The organism is Oribacterium sp. KHPX15 (genome assembly GCF_900107835.1).
In the GTDB taxonomy this organism is placed as follows: Bacteria; Bacillota; Clostridia; order Lachnospirales; family Lachnospiraceae; genus Oribacterium.
The window spans coordinates 149,015-171,921 of sequence record NZ_FNRG01000001.1; the positions used below are offsets into that span (position 1 = coordinate 149,015).

Below are 22,907 nucleotides of genomic sequence, written 5' to 3' on the forward strand. Positions count from 1 at the left end.
CTTTAGTGGAAACCTGCCCTTTTTCTGGATTTGATTCGATTAATAATGATCAGAGATTTTTCAGGTATGGACTCCGGTAATTTACAAAGTTTAAATATCCTGAATTATATGATTACAGAAAGGAAATATCCTGTATGTCAAAGAAGAAACAGGAAATGCAATACAGATATTATGAAATGCCTGAGGACTCCTATGTACTTGCGCTTACGGGTCAGTCCTGGGTGAGAAAATACGGAGACGGAATTCCTTATCTCCACTTTCATAATTACCTTGAGATCGGAGTATGCCATAAGGGAACGGGAGAGATGGTTTATGAAAATACCGTTTACCGTTTTGAACCCGGGTGTTTTACGCTGATACCTCCAAATTATCCGCATACCACCAATTCCGATCCCGGAACCTTTGGCTTTTGGGAATATCTTTTTGTTGACTGTGAAGGACTGATCAAGCTTATGTTTTCAAAAAATGAAGATAAAGCACGGGCAGCCCTGGACGAACTTTACAGGAGACCCTACTTTTTCAAGTCCGGTGATGGGGAAGCTCTCATGAAGGATATATCTTCTATATTTGAAGAGCAGAATGAGAGAAAGAATCTTTATAAGCAAAAGAGTGATGCTTATCTGGTGGATCTGCTTATCAATATCATACGTATGAATGAGACCTCGGCTGAATCCGAGCAGGTTGAGAATGATGCCTTTAAGGATGAACCCGGAGATATGGAGAGACTGACTCCGGCCATAGATTACATTAAGGCTCATTTTATGGAGGAGATATACATAGGAAAGCTTGCTGAGCTTTGCGCATTATCTGAAACACACTTCAGACGCCTGTTTAATGATAACCTGCACCTTTCTCCTCTGGAATATGTCAATTCCATACGTATCCACGAGGCCTGCAAGGAACTGAGAACCTCGGACAAACCTATACGTACCGTGGCCTATGAGACAGGCTTTACATCGATGTCGACTTTCCAGAGAAACTTCATGAAATTTGTGGGAATGACTACACATGAATGGAGAAATCATCCCGAGAATTATGAGTATAAGCTGCAGAAGTATAAGATCAGCACATATGAGGGATGGTGAAACACAGGGAATATCAGACATAACCAAACCGAAAGACTTAAATCAAAAAAAGTTCTTGTATTACGTTTCTGTAGTATAAGAACTTTTTATTTTACCCATAATTTTGAATGTAATAAGCCTGAAAATATGATAAAATGTATCAATATAGCGGTTAATCACGGTTTTGATTTCCGGATGGTATTAACTGTTTAGGGGAACATCAATATAGTTTGTACCCAGAGATAAACAAAGGGGTTGAATGAGGGAATTAAAGGACATATGGACATGCGTCCTTTAATTAAAATGCTCATAAACATGCATATATTCACGATTAGTGCATAGAAATACGATTTATGCAAGAAATGCGTGAAATATATGCATTTTTTATGCAAATAAAAACAGGTTGACAAAACACATTGCGGGTTTTATCATTTTAATCAATACCTAAGGCAAAGGTTATGAAAAATCTGTATTTCATAACACACAATATATAGTTTGCCTTCAGAGAGGGAGAAATTATTATGAAGAAGTTATTATCTTTAGTAATGACAGGTGTTCTCGCAGTCAGTGCTTTAACAGCATGTGGTTCTTCAGGTTCTACAGCAGGAACTCAGGCTGCAGGTGGTGAGACTACTGCTGCAGCTGCTGCAGCTTCTGCAGAGACCGCTGCTGCCGGCGCAGCTTCAACCGGAAACTCCGGAGAAGAGGTTGTATTCGGTACAGGTGGAACAACCGGTACCTACTATGCAGTAGGTGGTGTGATGGCAACAGTTCTGAATCCTCTTATGCAGAATTCTCATCTCACTGTTACATCAACCGGTGCTTCAAAGGCAAACATCCAGCTTATCGATGACGGTGATGCAAACCTCGCAATCGTTCAGAACGACGTTATGTCTTATGCTCACGAAGGAACAGACCTTTTCGCTGACGAAGGCGCTTATGAGACATTCGCACCTGTTGCTGGTCTTTATGATGAAACAGTTCAGATCATCACATGTACCGACGATATCAAGACAGTAGCAGATCTTAAGGGCAAGACAGTATCCGTTGGTGATGCAGGTTCAGGTGTTGAGTTCAACGCACGCCAGATCCTCGATGCTTACGGCATTAGCTTTGATGACATCAAGGTTGTTAATGCTTCCTTCGGTGATTCAGCAGATTCCCTTAAGGATGAGAAGATCGATGCAGCATTTATCGTTGCAGGTGCTCCTACAACAGCAGTTGTTGATCTTTCAACAACAAAGGCAGTACACCTTGTAGAGCTTGATGACGATCATATCAAGACACTTCAGGACAAGTACAGCTTCTATACACCGACTACAATTCCCGGCGGCACATACACAGGTGTTGATGCAGATGCCAAGACAGTTTCCGTAAGAGCAACAATCATTGCTTCAACAAAGCTTTCTGAGGATGTTGTTTACGAGATGCTCAAGACTATGTTCGACAATAAGGATGCTCTTGCTGCAGGTCATGCAAAGTTCGAGCTTCTTAATCTTGAAGATGCAACAAAGGGAATCACAATCCCATTCCATCCGGGTGCTAAGAAGTATTATGAAGAGCAGGGTATCACAGTTGACTGATGAAAAATCAGTTTATAAATCATAAGAAGATCTTAGTGGCGGTGATTGCTTTATTAGCGGTTACCGCTACCGTTGTTATTTATATTCAATTGGTGGGAATCGGAGTTCTGGCTGTTTCCGATGCATCGGATGGCAAAGTTTACGGAATGTATCCGGTAAGGGTTGGAGATACCTTCAGCATTGGATTTATCCATTCTGTAAACAAGAGCCCGCTCATTGATTATTATGAAATAAAGGCTGACGGGATATATGTGGAGAAAACTGTTTATTACGGTTTTGGTGCCGGAGTCCAGACGGAACTTTCAGAGGGTGAGAAACTAGAGTACGGGCAGGATGGAAGTATGATAGTTTCAGGTTTCGATAAGAAGATACCGGATCTCACTTATTTTGTGGGAACGGTTTCGGATCATACATTAAAGATCAATGACGGAAAAGACATTAGCCTCAGAGATCTTTGCGGCAGAAATTCACGGGTCAGATTTTCATATATGAAGTGGAAGTTTTTTTAAACCGATGGGAATGGAGGACACAACTTTGGAAGAAAAAACAAACAACACAACAAAAGATGCGGGTGTGAACAGTATCCCGCAGGGCGGACAATCTGCCGAGGCGCAGGCAGTTGTCGATGAGATCATGAAAAAGTATGACCGTGAGTCAAATGTAAGACCCTGGAAGGGCGTTTACGACAAGGTCATCAAGGGGCTTCTTGCAGCATTCTCTCTTTTTATGATCTACATGAATCTTTTTGCGGTGTGGGATGAGCGTATCAGACGTCCTTTATTCGTTGGTATAGTTATCTTATTCATTTTCATACTGTATCCTTCAGGTAAAAACCATCTGAAGCCACAGAAGCAGAACCACATACCGTTTTATGATCTGATCCTTGCGGTGGCAGGTTCCTTCAGCTTTTTCTATTTTGTAATTAACAATCGCGAGATTATCAATCATGCGACCCGTATCAACCAGACAGAAATCATCCTCGGTGTTATCGGAATCATAGTTCTTGCCGAGTGCTGTCGAAGAGTTACAGGTATTCCTATCGTTGTTGTAGCCGCGCTTTTTGTGGTTTATGCATTCAGTACAGGAGCTTCCTTACGTAAGATAGTTTACAACCTGTTCTACACTACTACAGGTGTTATAGGAACTCCTATAGGAGTATGCAGTACCTACATCGTACTGTTTATCATATTCGGTGCATTCCTTGAAGCAACAGGTATTTCCGAGTTCTTTATCCAGTGTGCCAATGCTTTGGCCGGTTCAGCAACCGGCGGTCCCGCAAAGGTATCCGTTATTTCAAGTGCTCTTTGTGGTATGGTTTCAGGATCTTCTGTTGGTAATACAGTTACCACAGGTTCAGTTACCATCCCTATGATGAAAGAAACCGGATTCCCGGGAGAGTTCGCAGGTGCGGTTGAGGCAGCTTCCTCAACAGGAGGACAGATCATGCCGCCTATCATGGGTGCAGCTGCATTCCTTATGGCAGAGATGATCGGTGTGCCGTATTCCAATATCGTTGTGAGAGCCATTCTTCCTGCGATACTTTACTTCACCGGTATCTTCCTTATGGTTCATCTCCGTGCCAAGAGACTTGGTCTCAAGGGAATTCCAAAGGAAGATCTTCCTAAGTGGAAGGTGCTTCTCCCAAGAATTTACCTTCTGATACCTATCATTGCGCTGATCTATCTTATCTGTGCCGGATATACCATGAGCCGTGCAGCCATCATTGCCACCATACTTTGCGTTGTTGTAAGTATGTTTGACAAGGATCATCGTATGTCTCCGAAGGATATGTTCAATGCTCTTGTAACAGGTGCGAAGAATACATTGTCAATTGCGGCAGCCTGCGGTATCGCCGGAATCATTGCCGGAGTTGTTACCATGACAGGACTTGGTCAGGTATTCATCACAGCCATAGTGGGAGTATCACACGGAAACCTTCTGATAGCCCTTTTCCTTACCATGATCTGCTGTATCATTCTGGGAATGGGTGTACCTACAACAGCAACCTACATCATCATGGCAACAACATGTGCGCCGATCCTTACAACAGGTATGGGACTTAATGCATTAAGTGCAAACATGTTCGTATTCTACTTTGGTATCGTTGCGGATATCACACCGCCTGTTGCACTTGCAGCTTATGCGGGTTCCGCTATCGCAAAGGCTGATCCTATGAAGACAGCTATCAATGCGACGAGACTTGCAATTGGAGCATTCCTTGTTCCGTATATCTTTTCACTTAACCCGGCAATGCTGCTTATCGACACAGATGCCATAGGAGTTGTGATGATCGTTATCACCAGCTTCCTCGGAATGTTCGCGATTTCTGCATCGCTTGAGGGTTACACTGTTAAGCCTATCAACATGGTAGTACGTATATTGCTTGCCGTTGCAGGTCTTATGATGCTTTATCCCGGAACCCTGACCGATGTTATCGGTATCGGAACCATCGCTGTTATCATGGCTGTTGATGTGATGCAGACCAAAAAGCAGAAGGCACAAGCATAAGAAGAAATCGACTGATGTCATATGAACCGATCGACACACGAGTGTCGGTCGGTTTTTTTGATTCTGTTTTCTGATAAAAAACTATCCCTTTTTTAGATACCGACTAAAGAAGCAGTCATTCTGCTCCCTTTTTTGTGCCTGAATGAGGATTTTTTGTTATATCTGCTAGTCATTTTTGATAGATTACAAGCATAACTCCCTGTGATACGATGTGAGTAGTGGAATTATGTATAGTTATGACTATATAGGGGAGAGAACGAAAATGACTAATATTCTGGAGGATATTGCTGCCTACACTTATAAGCGAGTGGATAAGGCAAAAAGGTTAGTGTCGTTGGAGGAAATGAAAAGAAGAGCGGAGGCTATGGATCCCAATACCGGTTTTCCTTTTGAAAAGATATTAAGGGAACCCGGAATGAGTTTCATATGTGAATGCAAAAAAGCGTCACCTTCAAAAGGAATCATTGCAATGGATTTTCCGTATCTCAAGATCGCATACGAGTATGAAAAGGCAGGAGCTGCTGCAATCTCGGTACTTACGGAGCCCAAATGGTTTAAGGGCAGCAATGAGTATCTCAGACAGATTGCAGAGACCGTGAAGCTTCCTTGTCTCAGGAAGGATTTTGTGATCGATCCTTACATGATTTATGAGGCGAAAGTTCTGGGGGCAAAGGTTGTTCTTCTCATATGTGCATTGCTTGATGAGGAGAAACTAAAATCCTACATTGAGATTGCTGACAGCCTGGGATTATCTGCTATCGTTGAAGCTCATGATGAGCAGGAGATCCGGAAGGCTGTGAATGCCGGAGCAAGAATAATCGGAGTTAATAACAGAAACCTGAAGGACTTCACAGTAGACATCCACAACAGCATTAACCTTAGAAAATGTGTGCCGGAGGATATACTTTTTATTGCCGAGAGCGGTATAACCTGTCATGAAGATATCCTTGAGCTGGAAGCGGGTAATGTTAACGGCGTGCTTATCGGCGAAACACTCATGAGGGCGGCCGACAAGAAGGCTATGCTGGACGAACTCAGATTCGGTATACTTCGGGAGCAGGCAGTCTGATTAGTCTGTTAAGTGCTAAAATGTGTTGTATATGGCTGGATATCTTTTTGAAGTAATACTGAAGATTTGAAAACTGATATTTAAGTTATTTTAGTTATAATTTTTCGGTATTTTTAAGTTGCCTGATAAGAATTGACATTTAGTGTCAAAAGATTTATCGTAAATCTAAAGTTAATAAATTAAACCGTTGAGGCGGAGATTAAACTATGTATGCTCCCACAGAGAGTCGGCGATGGTGAGAATCCGGCGAAAAACAGCATGGCAAATGGACCGCTAAGGGCACAATGAAAAGCATCGATGTTAAGATGCTGAGTATCCTGTGACGTGAGACATACGTTAGTTGTCGGAGATATGAAGGTATCTCGCAAAGCGCACGAGTCATGTCGTGAAACAGGGTGGCACCGCGAATTATTCGTCCCTGGCAGAACCATATTTTATTATGGTTCTGCCAGGGACTTTTTATATTTACGGAAGACATAAAGCGCAGCGTGAGATCAGGATTTTCAAAAGAGGAAGAACCTCGGAGGGAGAACAAAATGATCAGAAATGCAATCGACAAAATAGCAACATTAAAGGGTGACCTGACCTATGAAGAGGCTTACACAGTTATGACTGAGATCATGACAGGTCAGACAACACCTACGCAGAACGCGGCATTTTTAGCTGCACTTTCAACCAAGTCCACTAAGGCTGAGACTATAGATGAGATTTCAGGCTGTGCGGCTGCTATGAGAGAGCAGGCAACCAAGGTTCCACATCCGGGCATGGAGGTTCTTGAAATAGTGGGAACCGGAGGAGACGGAGCTCATAGTTTTAATATTTCCACCACAGCTGCTATGGTCATAGCCGCAGCGGGAATAAAAGTTGCAAAGCATGGTAACAGAGCGGCATCTTCACTTTCCGGTACAGCTGACTGCCAGGAGGCTTTGGGAGTAAATATCCAGCAGGATGTGGAAAAGGCACAGGAGCTTCTGAAGGATGTAGGCATTTGCTTCCTCTTCGCACAGAAGTATCACTCAGCTATGAAATATGTGGGACCTATCAGAAAAGAGCTTGGCTTCCGTACAGTTTTCAATATTCTGGGACCCCTCACAAATCCTGCAAATCCGGATATGTTCCTCCTTGGAGTATATGACGAATACCTGGTTGAACCGGTGGCAAAGGTTCTTGATAAGCTTGGGGTAAAGAGAGCATTTGTGGTTTACGGTCAGGACAAGATGGATGAGATTTCCGCTTCGGCACCCACCACACTTTGCGAGCTTAAGAACGGTTACTACAGAACCACTGTTATCAAGCCGGAGGACTTTGGACTTGTAAGAGGTACCAAGGATGAACTTGTGGGAGGAACTCCTGCGGAGAATGCATTGATCACAAGAAAGATTTTAAGCGGAGACATTCAGGGCACCAAGAGAAATGCAGTACTGCTCAATGCCGGAGCTTCAATATATCTTGGCGGTAAGGCAGACAGCATTGAAGAGGGCGTAAAGAAGGCAGCGGAGCTTATCGACAGTGGAGCAGCTTTAAAGAAACTGGAAGAGTATATCATCGCAAGTAATGCTTAATTTATCCCCGTTTCGAAGAATTTGGAGTTGTTATGACAAAGATCAAGATCTGCGGTCTGAGAAGACCTGAGGATATCGAAACAGTAAATAAATATCATCCCGAATATGTGGGCTTCGTATTTTATAAAAAGAGCAAACGCTATGTGACGGAAGAAGAGGCTGAGAAGCTCAGAGCCCTTCTTGATGAAAAGATAATTTCTGTAGGAGTTTTCGTTAATGCTGATAAAGCTGAAATATTGAGGCTGATGCGAAAGGGAATCATCACAGTGGCACAGCTTCACGGAAATGAATCCGAGGATTATATAAGAGAGCTAAAGGAAGAACTTAGTAAGCCAGGAAAATTTCCTGAAGAAAAAGAATATAGGACCGATGGTGAAATCATCAAGGCATTTGTATTTAAATGTCCTGAGGCTGTATCAGAGATTATAAGTCGTACCTCTGAAATCCTGAAGGAAGCTGAAATGAGTTCCGCGGATTATATTCTGTTTGATAACGGATATGGCTCGGGGGAAGCATTTGACTGGAGTATACTCAGGGATTTTAAAAAACCGTATTTCCTGGCCGGAGGACTTAATCCGGAAAATGTTTCGGAAGCCATAGAAAAGCTGAAGCCCTATGCAGTGGATGTCAGCTCCGGAGTGGAAACTGATGGCTTTAAGGATGCTGAAAAGATCAGGGCATTTATAGATAATGTCAGGAAGCATTGAGTTTAAGCAAACCAAAAGATGACCTATAAGAAAACAGGAAGCCAAATCATGTTGATTATATAGAAAACTCAAATTGAGTATTGAAGAATCAATCAGAAATAATTGGGCATGTACCGGTTGATAAAGAAAAAAGAGGAGAAAAAATGAATCAGAGCAATGGAAGATTTGGTGTTCATGGTGGGCAGTACATACCTGAAACACTTATGAACGCAGTAATAGAACTTGAGGAAGCCTACAACAAATATAAGGACGACCCTGAGTTTAACAGGGAGCTTATCGAGCTTTACAATGAGTATGCAAACCGTCCGTCGAGACTTTACTACGCAAAGCGAATGACCGAGGATCTTGGCGGTGCGAAGATTTACTTAAAGAGAGAGGATCTCAACCATACCGGTGCCCACAAGATCAACAACTGTCTCGGACAGGCGCTGCTTGCAAAGAAGATGGGAAAGACCCGCCTTATCGCTGAAACCGGTGCAGGCCAGCACGGAGTGGCAACGGCAACTGTTGCGGCACTTCTTGACATGGAGTGTGTGGTTTTTATGGGTAAAGAGGATATGGAGCGCCAGGCTCTCAATGTCTACAAAATGCGCCTTCTAGGTTCAGAGGTTGTGCCGGTGACAACAGGTACCGGTACTCTCAAGGATGCAGTTTCACAGGCCATGCGTGAATGGACTTCAAGAATTGAGGATACACACTATTGTCTCGGATCCGTAATGGGACCTCATCCCTTCCCGACTATAGTACGTGATTTTCAGGCGGTTATCTCAAGAGAGATAAAGGAGCAGATGCTTGAAAAGGAGGGCAGGCTTCCGGATGTGGTTGTAGCCTGCGTAGGAGGCGGCTCCAATGCCATCGGTACTTTCTATCATTTTATCGATGACAAAGATGTAAAGCTTATAGGCTGTGAAGCTGCGGGCAGAGGCATTGACACCTTTGAAACGGCAGCTACCATCAATACCGGACGTCTCGGCATTTTCCACGGTATGAAGTCCTATTTCTGCCAGAATGAGTACGGTCAGATCGCACCGGTTTATTCTATTTCCGCAGGACTTGATTATCCGGGAATAGGACCTGAGCACGCTTATCTTCATGACATCGGAAGAGCACAGTATGTAGCGATTACGGATGATGAGGCGGTGGAGGCATTTGAATATCTTTCAAAGCTGGAGGGAATCATTCCTGCCATTGAGTCATCACATGCCCTGGCTTATGTTAAGAAGCTGGCGCCAACCATGTCAAAGGATCAGATCATAGTTGTAACTGTTTCCGGAAGAGGAGACAAGGACTGTGCAGCCATCGCACGTTACAGAGGGGAGGTAATTTCAGAATGAGCAGGATCACAGATGCATTTAAAGAGCATAAGGCATTTATACCGTTTATTACATGTGGGGATCCGGATCTGGAGACCACAAGAAGATGCGTACTTGAGATGGTGAAAAACGGAGCAGATATCATCGAGCTTGGAATACCTTTTTCAGATCCTACTGCTGAGGGACCGGTTATTATGGAGGCGGACAACAGAGCGCTCTCAGGCGGCGCCACCACAGACCGTATCTTTGAATTCACGAAAGAACTTCGCAAGGAAACGGAAGTTCCCTTCATCTATATGACTTATGCTAATGTTGTTTTCTCCTACGGAATCGAAAAATTCATAAAGGAAGCTTCCGATTCAGGTGTCAGCGGCATTATCCTTCCGGATGTGCCCTATGAGGAGAGGGGAGAATTTGAGGAGGTCTGCGATAAATATGAGGTGGAGTTTATTTCCATGATCGCACCTACTTCCCAGGACAGAATCAAGATGATTGCTAAGGATGCAAAGGGATATATATACGTGGTTTCCTCCCTTGGAGTTACAGGTTCAAGATCAAGCATTACCACAGATATAGGATCCATGGTGAAGCTTGTAAAGGAATGTACAGACATCCCTTGCGCTGTGGGCTTCGGTATTTCCAATGCCGACCAGGCGGAGGCAATGGCAAAGGTAAGTGACGGCGCCATCGTGGGATCCGCTATTGTAAAGATAATTGCTGAACACGGCAAGGATGCGCCGGAGAAGGTGGGAGCATTTGTGAAGGAACTGGCTCAGGCGGTGCACGAGGCGTGATAATGTAAATAACCTATAAGGTGAAAAGCAATGGGATTATGGAAAAATACTGATTCCGTTGCTTTTTTTTGACCAAAGAGTTGTATAATGGAGTAAGTTAATGAACAAAGAATAAAGGTTGACTGACCGGTTGAGAGTTCTTCGTTCAAATGTGAAAAAGTATGTTATGGAAAAACGTGACTAATGGAAAGGAAAAATATGCAGAGAGCAGAAAAGTTTTTAAAGGAAGCGGGAACCTATTATCTTGCAACAGTTGAGGGAGATCAGCCAAGAGTAAGACCCTTCGGAACAGCAAACATTTTCGATGGAAAGCTGTACATCCAGACAGGAAAGAAGAAGGACGTTTCAAAGCAGATTCACATCAATCCAAAGGTTGAGCTTTGCGCTTTCAAGGATGGCACCTGGCTTAGAATAGCCGGCGAGCTTGTTTCTGATGACAGACGTGAGGCAAAGCAGGCAATGCTTGATGCATATCCCTCACTTCAGGGCATGTATTCAGCTGATGATGACAACACAGAGGTACTCTACCTCAAGGATGCAACAGCAACCTACTGCTCATTTACAGCTGCACCGGAAGTTGAAAAGTTTTGATTTTATAAAGCAATGAAAAGCCGTTTGCGGTCGAGAGGTCGTCAGCCGGCTTTTTTTTAAGAGGCTGAATAACTATTTAAGTTCAGCCGGGAACTGCCCTATTTATGTCCCGGCTGAATTGCTATGAATGACCACTTGTGGGTTTCTCTTTGCAGAATAATCCCTTATCGACAGCAAAGTCAATCTATGGTAAAATACCTCGGTATCTTATGCAAAAACTAGCGGATGCGGAGTGCAGGATGTAAGCATTCGCCTAAACCAGGAGGTTTTATATATGGCAGATTATGCAGAGAGAGCCAATGAAAAGTTCGTTGAGGCTATCACTAAGATCAAAGAATCACAGGGCGAAGATAAAGAAGCAAATCAGGCTGTAACAGACATGCTTTTGGATGGGACAGCGCAGTTCCTTATGCCGGTAATGATCACAGATGAGCCGGAGAAGGAAAGAAAGCTTCTTTACGGAGTTGTTTCCATGAAGGACAAGCAGCCTTACTACATGATGTTCACAAGCAGACAGAAGCTTAAAGAGTGGAACAAAGAAGGCAGAAAGATAAAGACAGTTACCCATAACTTTGAGGAAGCTGCAAACAAGGCTTTTGGGGATCCAAGAATTTTCGGATTTGTAGTAAATCCCGGCAGCGATAATTTCATCATTGCACGTTCGGTTATTTCAGAGCTTCTTTCAAAGCTGAACGGCAAGGCATTCGACCTTGAGGGCGAGAAGTCCAGGGAAGACGAGGATGTAACATTCCAGGATGTTCGTGAGGATGAGGTAACAGCGGAACTTAAGGCTGCACTTACAGAAGCCTGCAAGAAAAACCATAATATCATAAAGGTTTTCTTCAGAGATATGATCAGAAAGGGACATCTTGATTATGTTCTTATCATTGACCATATCGGACCTATGGATGTAACCTTCCCTCAGATAATGGAGGTTTGCAAGGCACATTCACATGGAAGAAGTGTGGCACTCCTTTCAGCAAAAGCACCTATCGCACCTAAGGCAATCAAGGGAGTAGAACCATTTTTCATGAAATAATACATTGATGAAATGTGTTTTCCTTGACAAAGGTATAGTTTGACTAGTAATATTTTTCTATATACTTTATTATAAGTAATCACTTAAGAAAGAGGTGTTAATATGAAGCATATCATGACATTAGATACCAGAGACATGAAGAGATCAGAAGAGAAGGGCGGATGCGGTGAGTGCCAGACATCTTGCCAGTCAGCTTGCAAGACAAGCTGCGGTATTGCTAACCAGCAGTGCGAGAACGAGAACGCTTAATTTTCAGATTCGCAAAGCCGAGGCGATTGAAGCCCCGGCTCTTTTGATGTATAAAGCCCGGATAAAAGCATTTGCAAACTGAACACTTGCAGATTCTGACAATGCTATGCATTGAATAAGCCGGTGTTTGTAGTCTTATGATGAAGGAACTATATAGATCTGAGCCTGAATGTCAGATGATATTGTTCCAAACACAGTATTTATAGGAGATTTAGAATTTAATGATTCACCAGTATAAAATGAACGGTTACAACATTGTCCTTGATATTTACAGCGCAAGCGTACATGTAACCGATGATCTTGCATATGATGCCATCAAGCTTTTGGATGAAGGTAAGTCTGAAGATGAAGCCAGAGCTTTGCTTAAGACCATGCATCCTTTAGCTTCTGAGGAAGACATCGATGATACTTTTTCAGATATCCGGGAGTTAAAGGACAACGGCAAGCTTTTCACTGAGGATGTTTATGAAAAGGCTGCCGGCTATTTGAAAAAGCAGACAACGGTTGTAAAAGCACTTTGTCTTCTGGTGGCACATACCTGTAACCTTAACTGCAGCTATTGCTTCGCTTCCCAGGGAAAGTTTAAGGGCGATGAAGGGCTTATGAGTTTCGAGACAGCCAAGAGGGCGATTGATTTCCTTGTTGAGAATTCAGGAAAGCGTCGTAACCTTGAGGTTGACTTCTTCGGCGGAGAGCCTCTTGTGAACTTCGAAGTCTGCAAGAAGACTGTTGAGTATGCGAGATCCATCGAGAAGCAGCACAACAAGAATTTCCGTTTCACTCTTACAACCAACGGTGTCAATGTTACTGACGAGGTTATCGAGTGGGCCAACAAGGAGTGCTACAACGTGGTACTTTCTCTCGACGGCCGCAAGGAGGTTAATGACAGATTCCGCGTGAACCTTGCCGGAAAGGGCTCCTATGACCGCATCGTTCCGAACTTCCAGAAGTTTGTTAAGGCAAGAGGCGACAAGAACTACTACATGAGAGGCACCTTCTCCCACTTCAATACCGATTTCACCAATGACATCTTCCACATGGCAGATGACCTTGGTTTCACTGAGCTTTCCATGGAGCCTGTTGTTACGGATCCTTCAAGCCCAAGTGCTCTTACAGAGGAAGATCTTCCGGTTCTTTACGAGCAGTACGAGCTTCTTGCAAAGGATATGATCCGCAGAGAGAAGGATGGCAAGCCGATAACATTCTACCACTACATGATAGACCTTGAGCATGGCCCGTGTATCTACAAGAGAGTATCCGGCTGCGGTTCAGGAACAGAGTACATGGCTGTAACTGCCTGGGGCGATCTTTATCCATGCCACCAGTTTGTAAACGATCCTGAGTACAAGCTTGGTAATGTCTTCGACGGCGTAGATCGTCAGGACCTTGTAAGTGTATTTAAGGAGTGCAATGTTTATTCCCGCCCCGAGTGCAGAAAGTGCTGGGCAAGAATGTACTGTGCAGGCGGATGTTCCGCAAATGCGCTCCACGCAACAGGAGATATTAAGGGTGTATACGAGTACGGCTGCAAGCTGTTCCGTAAGCGTATGGAATGTGCACTTATGCTGAAGATTGCTGAAGCAGAGATGATGCAGGAGCAGAAGAATGGAGAAGAGACAGAATCTGTATAAGGATCTATGTCAATATCTTGAAAAGGGGTTGTATCCCTTTCATATGCCCGGGCACAAGAGGAATGTGGAGATACCCGGGGTTTCCGTGAAGGATACGGAGCTTGACCGGGTCGTCAAGGTGTCTGATCAGGAAACCTTTAATTCTCGTGTTCGAACAGAGAATAATACAGTTTCAGACATCCTGGGAATCACATCGGGTAAGCGTAAAGAAGAACTATCGGATTTCGGAAGAAATCCGATTTCTTTTGATCTGACCGAAGTGCAGGGGACTGATGATCTCCATCATCCTGAAGGCATCCTGAAGGCATCCATGGAGCGTACAGCCCGGGTTTTCGGTGCAGACAGAACCTGGTATATGGTTAACGGCAGTACCTGCGGAAATCTTACGGGTATAAGCAGCATCTGCCCTTTGAACGGAGAACTGATCGTGGCGAGAAATTGCCATAGGTCAGTTTTTCATGCATTAGAGCTTAGAAACATAACGCCACATTGGCTTTATCCCGGATATGATGAGGAATTCGGTATACTTACTGATATATCACCGGAGTCTGTGAAGGAGCTTTTGGATAAATATCCCGAAAGTCGGGGAGTAGTCATTACCAGTCCCACCTACGAGGGTGTAGTGTCAGACATTAAAGCTATAGCTGATATTTGTCATAGCCACGGAGTTCCTCTTTTTGTGGACGAAGCCCACGGAGCACATTTTGGACTTGTGGAGTCTGCAGGCTTCCCAAACAGCGCCATAAGGAGTGGCGCAGACCTGGTGGTCCAGTCAGCTCATAAAACACTCATAGGACTTAATCAGACAGCGTTTCTGCACATGAAAAGTGAGCTTGTAAATCCGAAACTGATCGAACGAAACCTGGATATTTTCGAAACTTCTTCGCCCTCATATATACTGATGCTGTCCCTGGATGCCTGCACGGAAATGATCATGGAAAAAGGTGAAGAAGTATTCGACCGATGGTCACGAATGCTTGATGATTTTGATGAAAAAATAAAGGGACTAAAACATTTCAAAGTCCTTTGTCACGAAGATGAAAAACTCAGACATATCGAAGCTCTTTGTCACAGAGATGACCGGTTGAACGATCATGATTTCTTTTCTTTCGATAAAAGCAAGATACTCATAAATTTTAGTGACACACATTTTTCCGGAGATAGTCTTACAGAACTTTTTCGTGAGAAGTATCATTTTGAATTCGAAATGCAGCAAGGTAAAAACCTTCTCGCCATGACCGGCCCCGGCGACGAAGAAGCTGCCATTATTCGACTTGCGAAAGCATTAAAAGAACTGGATAGGGAAGAAGACGATTTCAGGCAGAAATTTCATGGTTTAAAACATGAACGCGGAAAAAGGATCGAAAATGAATGTAAGCAGAAACATTATGAATTAAACCAAAAAGGCGGAATAGAAAATGAATATAGTTATAAACATGGTAGTATATCGGATTCTGAAGCAAATTCTTCAACCTGTTTGCTGACGGGGTCTCATGAGGATTCTTCTACCTGTTTACCGACATGTTCACATGAAGATCCTTCTACCTTTTGTCCGACAGTTTCTGAATCGAACTCAGAATTTTCCTGGCTTACAGTATCAGAACAGGTCATCACCCTGCAACAAGCAACTGAGGTAGAATCTGAGGAGATTTCATTTCCAAACGCCGTAAACAGAATTTCAGCGGAATATGTTTATTGCTACCCGCCGGGTATACCCATTATAGTTCCGGGGGAAAGATTGACAGCAGAGAAGATAGATAGAATTAAAAATTTTAGCCGGAAAGGATATGAACTGCATCACACAGGATCATCAAAGAGCCAAGGTGTTATTTATTGCACAAAAGATCAACAGGATAAGAGTTTTTCTTCATAAGTCAAAAATATCGAGCTCCGGGCTTGACTTCATATCCGATAATATCCGATATGGGTCAAGCCCGGAGCTTAATATTGTTGACTTTAAATCCAGTAATGACCGATATGGGTCAAGCCCGGATGGTAATGTTTTTGACTTCAAACCCAGTAATGACCGATATGGGTCAAGCCCGGATGGTAATGTTTTTGACTTCAAACCCGGTAATGACCGATATGGGTCAAGCCCGGATGGTAATGTTTTTGACTTCAAACCCAGTAATAACTTATAAGAGTCAAACTCGGAGCTAGATATTGTTGACCTCATTTCAAGATATCCTCTGTGGAGTCATACGTCGAGTTTATCAGAATGATTCATGATTTTAAAATCAATAATCTGGGTCAAATTTGCAGACTAAAATAGAAAACCCAGAGCCTTTTAGGGGTTAAGATGTGATTTTTTCGCCATGGTGTCTCTTTTCAAAATGAATGCCTGCCGGCTTGTTCTAGTCTGATTTTGATCCATCACAGATTTATTTCAAATATGAATAGATCATCATCTACTCTGCCGCCTGCTTGTCCCGCCTTGTATTAAAACCAAAAATCAATGTCAATAAATTAACTTTTGTTGACTATGACTCCCTTTGTGATTAAGGTTATCTACGAACATAAAAAAGTAGAAAAGATTTAACGTTTAATGTAAAGGGAGGAGATATTTATGGCTGTACATGTTTTAGACGAAGCTAAGCGTTGCCTTCAGTGCAAGAACCCACGTTGTCGTACCGGTTGCCCTATCAACACAAATATTCCGGAGATGATCAGACTTCTCAAGGAAGAGCAGATGATGGACGCTGCGGTAATGCTTTTCAATAACAACCCGCTTTCAATCGTATGTTCACTGGTATGCGATCATGAGAAACAGTGCGAAGGTCACTGTGTTCGCGGAATCAAGGAAACTCCGGTTCATATCTCCGCTATAGAGAATTACATTTCAGACTCCTGCTTCGAGCGCATCAAGCTTGAGAAGAAGCCATACAACGGCAAGAAGGTTGCAGTTATCGGTGGAGGCCCTGCAGGAATCACCATCGCAGTTCTTCTGGCACAGAAGGGTTATAAGATCACTATCTTCGAGGGTCGTGAGAAGCTCGGTGGTGTCATGAGATACGGTATTCCTGAGTTCCGTCTTCCTAGAACAATACTTGACAGATATGCAAAGAGACTTCATGAGCTCGGAATTCTGTTCCGTCCCAACTACAACATCGGTGGCTCAACCAGCATAAAGGATCTTTTTGCTGATGGATATAAGTCGGTATTTATCGGAACCGGTGCATGGCGTCCCAAGCACCTTCGTATTCCCGGTGAGTCCTTTGGTAATGTAGCCTACGCTATCAATTACCTCAACAATCCTGATGTTTACTACATCGGAGAGACTGTTGCCATCATCGGTGCCGGTAATGCAGCTATGGATGCAGCCCGCACAGCTATCCGTAAGGGCGCAAGAAATGTTACTGTTTATGTAAGAAGAGATACAGCTTCTGCATCACCCAAGGAGCTTGAGTATGCAAAGCTTGACGGAGTTAAGTTTGAGTACTGCCAGTCACCTCTCGAGATAAAGGATGATTGCATTGTCATGGCTCCTGTTACCTATGATGAGGAGGGCAAGGGTACCGTACATGAAGATCAGGCTGTTGAAGTTCCCTGTGATTTCGTTATCATCTCTGTTTCCCAGGTTCCGAAGGATCGCCTGGTAACAAGAGATCAGGAACTCAAGCTTAATGATAAGGGAACTCTTCAGACCGATGAGAACGGTGAGACAACGATGCCCGGTGTATTTGCTTCAGGTGATGTTGTTACCGGTGCAAAGACAGTAGTTGCAGCTGTAAATGTATCAAAGCAGATTGCAGAGGACATGGATAAATATATGCAGGGACTTCCTGACTGAGGAAAGAAATAATTTGGTCGGTACCGTGCATGACAGAAACAAAGGGTGTTGATTTGAAATACCTTTAGTCAACTGTCTTTATTTCAAAATATATCAGTTGAATTTAATTCCTGCGAGGAGGGGCAAATGCCTCTCCTTTTTCAATGCAATAAAAACAAATTGTGAATGTACAAACACCCATTAAATCCACTTTGTTAATCTTTCGTCAAATTGCACAAAAACACGTACAATTTTTCGTTAGCGGAACTGAGCGAAAATGATTGATGATGACCGAGTGCGTGATTTATAATAACCTCAGTTGAACGAAGTTGAACGAAAATCAATCAAACAGTATAGAGTCGGATGACCTGAAATCCATATAACATAAATAAAGATTTACAGGTTTTCAGATAAGAATGGAGGTGAAAAAATGCTGGCCGAGGAAAGATTTGTGAGGATTCTTTCCGTGGTGGATTCGGCGGGAACAGCTACTATTGCTGAACTGATGGAACAATTGAACGTGTCAGAATCGACCATCAAAAGAGATCTGTCACTGCTTGACAAGGACGGACTTTTGAAACGCGTTCGTGGAGGTGCAACCAGTCTTAAGGGTTCACTTTTTACCCATGACGACAGCGTAAGCAACAGAATGGAGCTTAATGTTGACGCCAAACAAAAGGTGGGAGCCTATGCTGCATCACTAATCACCGACAATGATTTCGTCTACATTGACGCAGGAACAACTACTGCAAGAATGCTTCCTTATCTTACTAACCGGAGCAGCATTTATGTAACGAATTCACTTCCTCTTGCGATGCAGCTTTCGGCAAATGGTTTCAGAGTCTCTATCTTAGGAGGAGAGTTCAAGAACCTGACTGAAGCGATAGTTGGCGAGGAAGCCATCGAATCACTTCTTAAGTACAACTTTACAAAAGGTTTTTTCGGAGCCAATGGCGTAAGCCTTGACAAGGGCTTTACAACACCGGAACTGAAAGAAGCAATGGTCAAACGTGCTGCCATGCGCCAGTGCAGAACTTCTTATGTACTGTGTGACAAAAGCAAATTTGACAACATTGCATCCATCACCTTCGGAACCTTTGAAAGTGCAACGGTAATAACCGATCATGCACCGAAAAAATATAAAGACAAAAAGAATGTTATGGAGGTATAAGCAGTGATCTATACGGTTACTTTTAATCCGTCTCTGGACTACATAGTTTCGGTAGAGGACTTCAAGGTTGGAATGACCAACCGGACCAACACCGAGTTAATGTTCCCGGGCGGCAAGGGCATCAATGTTTCCATGGTTCTTCAGAATCTGGGACTTGAGAGTATGGCCCTGGGATTTATGGCAGGCTTTACAGGTCGTGAGATCGAGAGACTTCTGGCAGTTAAAAATGTCAAGTCCGATTTCATTGAGGTAGCAAGCGGTATTTCCAGAATCAATGTTAAGCTCCGCAGCAACGAAGAGTCGGAGATAAACGGTATGGGACCGGCCATCGGAAAGGATGAGATCGACAAACTTTACAAGCAGCTGGATAAGCTTACAGAGGGAGACATCCTTGTACTCGCCGGAAGCATTCCTTCGGTAATGCCGGAGTCAATGTACAGCGATATCATGGATTACTTAAAGGAAAAGAACCTGAAGATAGTTGTTGATGCAACTAGAGATCTTCTTGTTAATGTTCTTAAGTATCATCCGTTCCTCATCAAACCCAATAATCATGAGCTTGGTGAGATATTTGGAGTAACTCTCAGCAAGAAGGAAGAAGTCATTCCTTATGCTAAGAAGATACAGGAAATGGGAGCAAGAAATGTTCTTATTTCCATGGCGGGAGAGGGCGCAGTTCTCGTTACCGAAACAGGCGAGATTTACCAAAGCAACCCGCCAAAGGGCAAAGTTAAAAATTCCGTTGGAGCAGGAGATTCAATGGTTGCGGGATTCCTGGCAGGATATCTCCACAGCGGAAACTATGAAGAGGCATTCTACATGGGTGTCTGCACCGGAAGTGCTTCTGCTTTTTCCGACAATCTGGCAACAAAGGAAGAAGTAAGAGAGCTATTAAAGCAATTCAACAAAGAGTCATATATAAGTTGAAGGAGAAGGAGTGTAAAAAATGAGAGTAAGAGATTTATTGTCCCCGTCATGCATTGATCTTAACGGAATAGCATCAAGCAAGACAAATGCCATCGAGAAGATGGTTGACCTTATGGAGAAGCGCGGAAACCTCACAGACAAAGAGGTTTACAAGAAGGGCGTTTTCGCACGTGAAGAGGAGTCAACAACAGGAATCGGCGAAGGAATCGCTATTCCTCACTGCAAGTCTGATTCTGTTAAGGAGCCCGGTCTTGCTGCAATGGTTCTTCCTGAGGGAGTTGAATATGATGCCCTTGACGGAGAACCTGTTAATCTGATTTTCCTTATCGCTGCACCAAACACTAAGGATAATGTTCACCTCGATGTTCTTTCACGTCTTTCTACACTACTTATGGATGAGAAATTCGTAAGCGATCTTCGTGCTGCAAAGAGCCCTGAGGAGTTCCTCAATATTATTGAAAAGGCTGAGGATGCCAAGGATGCAGAGGAAGCTGCAAAGGCTTCCGCAGCTGCACCAAGCGATGGTTATGAGGTTCTTGCAGTTACTTCCTGTCCTACAGGTATAGCTCATACATATATGGCAGCTGAGGCTCTTGAAAAGGCCGGCAAGGAAATGGGTGTTAAGATCAAGGTTGAGACACGAGGCAGCGGCGGAGCTAAGAATGTGGTCACAGCTGATGAGATAAAGGCAGCAAAGGCTATCATCATTGCGGCTGACGCTAAGGTTCCGGTTGACCGTTTTGCAGGAAAGCCTGTTCTTGAAGCTCACGTTGCAGAGGGAATCAATAAGCCTAAGGAGCTTATCAATAAGGCTCTCAGTGGAACAGTTCCTGTATTCTCGGGTTCAGGCGCATCAGAGAACGAGGCTTCAGATAAGGCACAGGGTAATGCAGGACATCAGGCTTATAAGCATCTTATGAGCGGTGTTTCACACATGCTTCCGTTCGTTATCGGCGGCGGTATCCTTGTGGCTATCGCATTCCTTGTGGATACTCTTGCAGGATATGGAGCAACAGCAGGCGGAAGCTTCGGTTCGGCTACACCTCTTGCAGCATTCCTGAAGTATGTCGGCGGACAGGCAATGGGTCTCATGATCCCTGTTCTTGCAGGTTACATAGCTTACTCTATCGCTGATCGTCCTGGTCTTGCGGTTGGTTTCACAGGTGGTATGCTTGCCGCTTCCGGTAATGCAGCCATCGGCGGATATATGGATACCTGGACAAATCTCGGAAGCAATGGTGACGGATTCAGTCAGTTTATTTCAAAGTTTGCATTTTCAGCAGACGGTGTAAATACTGTATCAGGTTTCCTTGGTGCTATCGTAATCGGTTTCATTTCAGGTTATGTTGTAAACTGGCTTAAGAAGTCAACAGAGAAACTTCCTCAGTCACTTGCTGGTATCCGTCCGATCCTCATCTATCCACTTTGCGGTGTATTTATCGTAGGTGTACTGATGTGCTTCATTTTCAACCCTATCATTGGTTTCATCAATACAGCTCTTTCAGCAGCTCTTAATGGTATCTATGCAAGCGGTCAGATCTGGCTTTTAGGTCTTCTCCTTGGTGCGATGATGGCTATCGATATGGGTGGTCCTATCAACAAGGCAGCATATGTTTTCGGTTCAGGTATGCTTGCTCAGGCAGCTGTTGATCCTTCACTTGAGAGCGCAGCATTTATCTCCATGGCAGCAGTTATGGCCGGTGGTATGGTTCCTCCTGTAGGTATCGCACTTGCATGTAAGCTTTTCCCTAAGAAGTTCACAGCAGCAGAAAAGTCATCATGGATCTCAAATATCATCATGGGTGCTTCATTCATTACAGAGGGTGCTATCCCGTTTGCAGCTGCTGATCCGGGACATGTTATCCCTGCAACTATGGCAGGCGCAGGTGTTGCCGGACTTCTTTCAGCTCTTTTCGGATGCACACTCAGAGCTCCTCACGGCGGAATCTTCGTTTTCGCAACAGTAGGTAATCCTGTAATGTACATCGTTGCATGGCTTGCTGGTTCTGCAGTGACATGTGCACTTCTTGGAATCCTTAAGAAGGATGCAGAATAATAACAATCTGAATTTACATATTGGCCCCGGGAGTTTTGGCTCTCGGGGCTTTTGAAATGGGACAGAAAATGCAAGGGATGCGTGACGGCCCACGAGATTGAAAGTACAGCCTCACAGACATGTTCGCCCAGTATGCACAGGTGTGTGCATACTGATCGGACATGTCCGCGAGTCTGTTCTTTCAACTCGCAAGCCTAGTCACACATCCCTTGCATTTTCTTCACGTTTCGATAGCCCATGAAGAATGTGCAAGAGTAACTTCTACATTTGTTGATTGTTGGTCAAAATAAGTACCCACCGGGGGCGGTTCTCGCCGGCGAAAACCGTCCCCGGTGAAATTTCTATGTACATTTTTTTGTTTGGGTGATTGGTTATTATTCTTTTGTAAGTAAAAACAAACAGGAATTTGCGGAACGGGTATTCACGGAACAAATATTTCGGGAACGAATGTTTACAAAACGTTTGTACAGTGTTATACTGTGGATGTTGTCAGAGGGATGGCATCGGGTTTTGCAGATTGGAGGCTTTCGGGAGTGGGTACTGAAGGCGGATGTTTAAAAAAACATAAGGGGGATCATGACATGAGAATCAATATCAGAACATTTCAGTTTGTAGTTGGATTTTTATTAGTGCTGGGCCTTATAGCATCTCTTTGTGAGTTCAGGGAAGTCAGATATCTTGGATATGGGATAAGTCTTGGAAGTGTTTATCTTTTTTATCAGATTGACAGGGAGATAGAACGTCAGCGTCACAGGGCTAGATATTACAGACGCATTTATAAGCTGGTGGAGCAGAAGCTTTATTCATAAGAGACATTAAAAAAGTGATGCGCTTGGTGTAGGAAACAATACACTTTGCGCATCACTTATTAATT

19 protein-coding genes are annotated in these 22,907 nt (G+C 43.7%); all 19 read left to right on the forward strand.

Annotated elements, in window-relative coordinates; all coding sequences use genetic code 11:
- Positions 1–134: 134 nt before the first annotated feature.
- Positions 135–1,085 carry a helix-turn-helix domain-containing protein gene (locus BLV86_RS00585; protein ID WP_090814743.1) on the forward strand — a complete coding sequence of 317 codons (951 nt, stop codon included), beginning with the start codon at positions 135–137 and terminating at the stop codon, positions 1,083–1,085.
- A 500-nt stretch (positions 1,086–1,585) separates the two neighbouring features.
- A complete protein-coding gene (locus BLV86_RS00590) occupies positions 1,586–2,647 on the forward strand; it encodes a TAXI family TRAP transporter solute-binding subunit (RefSeq protein WP_090814744.1) in 1,062 nt (353 codons plus the stop codon).
- The gene (locus BLV86_RS00595; RefSeq protein WP_090814745.1) at positions 2,647–3,156 is read left to right on the forward strand and encodes a DUF1850 domain-containing protein; all 510 of its coding nucleotides are present in this window, start codon (positions 2,647–2,649) and stop codon (positions 3,154–3,156) included. The genes BLV86_RS00590 and BLV86_RS00595 overlap by 1 nt, the downstream gene beginning before the upstream one ends.
- A gap of 25 nt (positions 3,157–3,181) precedes the next feature.
- Complete coding sequence (locus BLV86_RS00600; protein WP_242840071.1) at positions 3,182–5,155, forward strand: TRAP transporter permease; 1,974 nt, start codon at positions 3,182–3,184, stop codon at positions 5,153–5,155.
- 262 nt (positions 5,156–5,417) lie between these two features.
- The gene (trpC, locus tag BLV86_RS00605; RefSeq protein WP_090814746.1) at positions 5,418–6,224 is read left to right on the forward strand and encodes an indole-3-glycerol phosphate synthase TrpC; all 807 of its coding nucleotides are present in this window, start codon (positions 5,418–5,420) and stop codon (positions 6,222–6,224) included.
- 536 nt (positions 6,225–6,760) lie between these two features.
- On the forward strand, positions 6,761–7,786 hold the full coding sequence (gene trpD / locus BLV86_RS00610; RefSeq protein ID WP_090814747.1) for an anthranilate phosphoribosyltransferase: 1,026 nt from the start codon (positions 6,761–6,763) through the stop codon (positions 7,784–7,786).
- A gap of 32 nt (positions 7,787–7,818) precedes the next feature.
- Positions 7,819–8,493 (forward strand): phosphoribosylanthranilate isomerase, encoded by a 675-nt coding sequence (locus BLV86_RS00615; protein WP_090814748.1) that lies wholly within the window; start codon positions 7,819–7,821, stop codon positions 8,491–8,493.
- Positions 8,494–8,636: 143 nt separating this feature from the next.
- Positions 8,637–9,827 carry a tryptophan synthase subunit beta gene (trpB, locus tag BLV86_RS00620; protein WP_090814749.1) on the forward strand — a complete coding sequence of 397 codons (1,191 nt, stop codon included), beginning with the start codon at positions 8,637–8,639 and terminating at the stop codon, positions 9,825–9,827.
- Complete coding sequence (trpA, locus tag BLV86_RS00625; protein WP_090814750.1) at positions 9,824–10,600, forward strand: tryptophan synthase subunit alpha; 777 nt, start codon at positions 9,824–9,826, stop codon at positions 10,598–10,600. The genes trpB and trpA overlap by 4 nt, the downstream gene beginning before the upstream one ends.
- Before the next feature lie 198 nt (positions 10,601–10,798).
- Complete coding sequence (locus BLV86_RS00630) at positions 10,799–11,191, forward strand: pyridoxamine 5'-phosphate oxidase family protein (RefSeq protein WP_031550035.1); 393 nt, start codon at positions 10,799–10,801, stop codon at positions 11,189–11,191.
- Positions 11,192–11,465: 274 nt separating this feature from the next.
- A complete protein-coding gene (locus BLV86_RS00635) occupies positions 11,466–12,230 on the forward strand; it encodes an enhanced serine sensitivity protein SseB C-terminal domain-containing protein (RefSeq protein WP_031550029.1) in 765 nt (254 codons plus the stop codon).
- A 102-nt stretch (positions 12,231–12,332) separates the two neighbouring features.
- Complete coding sequence (gene scfA / locus BLV86_RS00640; RefSeq protein WP_081828078.1) at positions 12,333–12,479, forward strand: six-cysteine ranthipeptide SCIFF; 147 nt, start codon at positions 12,333–12,335, stop codon at positions 12,477–12,479.
- Positions 12,480–12,700: 221 nt separating this feature from the next.
- The gene (gene scfB, locus BLV86_RS00645; protein ID WP_090814751.1) at positions 12,701–14,110 is read left to right on the forward strand and encodes a thioether cross-link-forming SCIFF peptide maturase; all 1,410 of its coding nucleotides are present in this window, start codon (positions 12,701–12,703) and stop codon (positions 14,108–14,110) included.
- The gene (locus BLV86_RS18425; protein ID WP_090814752.1) at positions 14,085–15,983 is read left to right on the forward strand and encodes an aminotransferase class I/II-fold pyridoxal phosphate-dependent enzyme; all 1,899 of its coding nucleotides are present in this window, start codon (positions 14,085–14,087) and stop codon (positions 15,981–15,983) included. Before scfB ends, BLV86_RS18425 begins: the two co-directional genes overlap by 26 nt.
- Positions 15,984–16,676: 693 nt before the next feature.
- Positions 16,677–17,900: an NAD(P)-dependent oxidoreductase gene (locus tag BLV86_RS00655; RefSeq protein ID WP_031550019.1), complete on the forward strand. Its 1,224-nt coding sequence runs from the start codon at positions 16,677–16,679 to the stop codon at positions 17,898–17,900.
- A gap of 409 nt (positions 17,901–18,309) precedes the next feature.
- On the forward strand, positions 18,310–19,050 hold the full coding sequence (locus BLV86_RS00660; RefSeq protein WP_090814753.1) for a DeoR/GlpR family DNA-binding transcription regulator: 741 nt from the start codon (positions 18,310–18,312) through the stop codon (positions 19,048–19,050).
- 3 nt (positions 19,051–19,053) lie between these two features.
- A complete protein-coding gene (gene pfkB, locus BLV86_RS00665) occupies positions 19,054–19,977 on the forward strand; it encodes a 1-phosphofructokinase (protein WP_029201975.1) in 924 nt (307 codons plus the stop codon).
- A 19-nt stretch (positions 19,978–19,996) separates the two neighbouring features.
- Positions 19,997–22,033 carry a PTS fructose transporter subunit IIABC gene (locus BLV86_RS00670; RefSeq protein WP_090814754.1) on the forward strand — a complete coding sequence of 679 codons (2,037 nt, stop codon included), beginning with the start codon at positions 19,997–19,999 and terminating at the stop codon, positions 22,031–22,033.
- A gap of 581 nt (positions 22,034–22,614) precedes the next feature.
- Positions 22,615–22,842 (forward strand): hypothetical protein, encoded by a 228-nt coding sequence (locus BLV86_RS00675; protein ID WP_029201977.1) that lies wholly within the window; start codon positions 22,615–22,617, stop codon positions 22,840–22,842.
- Positions 22,843–22,907: the final 65 nt, after the last annotated feature.

Bases quoted from the DNA above. Each gene is read 5' to 3' on its own strand.
- BLV86_RS00585 (WP_090814743.1), top strand. From the start codon at position 135: ATGTCAAAGAAGAAACAGGAAATGCAATACAGATATTATGAAATGCCT.
- BLV86_RS00590 (WP_090814744.1), top strand. From the start codon at position 1,586: ATGAAGAAGTTATTATCTTTAGTAATGACAGGTGTTCTCGCAGTCAGT.
- BLV86_RS00595 (WP_090814745.1), top strand. From the start codon at position 2,647: ATGAAAAATCAGTTTATAAATCATAAGAAGATCTTAGTGGCGGTGATT.
- trpC (WP_090814746.1), top strand. From the start codon at position 5,418: ATGACTAATATTCTGGAGGATATTGCTGCCTACACTTATAAGCGAGTG.
- trpD (WP_090814747.1), top strand. From the start codon at position 6,761: ATGATCAGAAATGCAATCGACAAAATAGCAACATTAAAGGGTGACCTG.
- BLV86_RS00615 (WP_090814748.1), top strand. From the start codon at position 7,819: ATGACAAAGATCAAGATCTGCGGTCTGAGAAGACCTGAGGATATCGAA.
- trpB (WP_090814749.1), top strand. From the start codon at position 8,637: ATGAATCAGAGCAATGGAAGATTTGGTGTTCATGGTGGGCAGTACATA.
- trpA (WP_090814750.1), top strand. From the start codon at position 9,824: ATGAGCAGGATCACAGATGCATTTAAAGAGCATAAGGCATTTATACCG.
- BLV86_RS00630 (WP_031550035.1), top strand. From the start codon at position 10,799: ATGCAGAGAGCAGAAAAGTTTTTAAAGGAAGCGGGAACCTATTATCTT.
- BLV86_RS00635 (WP_031550029.1), top strand. From the start codon at position 11,466: ATGGCAGATTATGCAGAGAGAGCCAATGAAAAGTTCGTTGAGGCTATC.
- scfA (WP_081828078.1), top strand. From the start codon at position 12,333: ATGAAGCATATCATGACATTAGATACCAGAGACATGAAGAGATCAGAA.
- scfB (WP_090814751.1), top strand. From the start codon at position 12,701: ATGATTCACCAGTATAAAATGAACGGTTACAACATTGTCCTTGATATT.
- BLV86_RS18425 (WP_090814752.1), top strand. From the start codon at position 14,085: ATGGAGAAGAGACAGAATCTGTATAAGGATCTATGTCAATATCTTGAA.
- BLV86_RS00655 (WP_031550019.1), top strand. From the start codon at position 16,677: ATGGCTGTACATGTTTTAGACGAAGCTAAGCGTTGCCTTCAGTGCAAG.
- BLV86_RS00660 (WP_090814753.1), top strand. From the start codon at position 18,310: ATGCTGGCCGAGGAAAGATTTGTGAGGATTCTTTCCGTGGTGGATTCG.
- BLV86_RS00670 (WP_090814754.1), top strand. From the start codon at position 19,997: ATGAGAGTAAGAGATTTATTGTCCCCGTCATGCATTGATCTTAACGGA.
- BLV86_RS00675 (WP_029201977.1), top strand. From the start codon at position 22,615: ATGAGAATCAATATCAGAACATTTCAGTTTGTAGTTGGATTTTTATTA.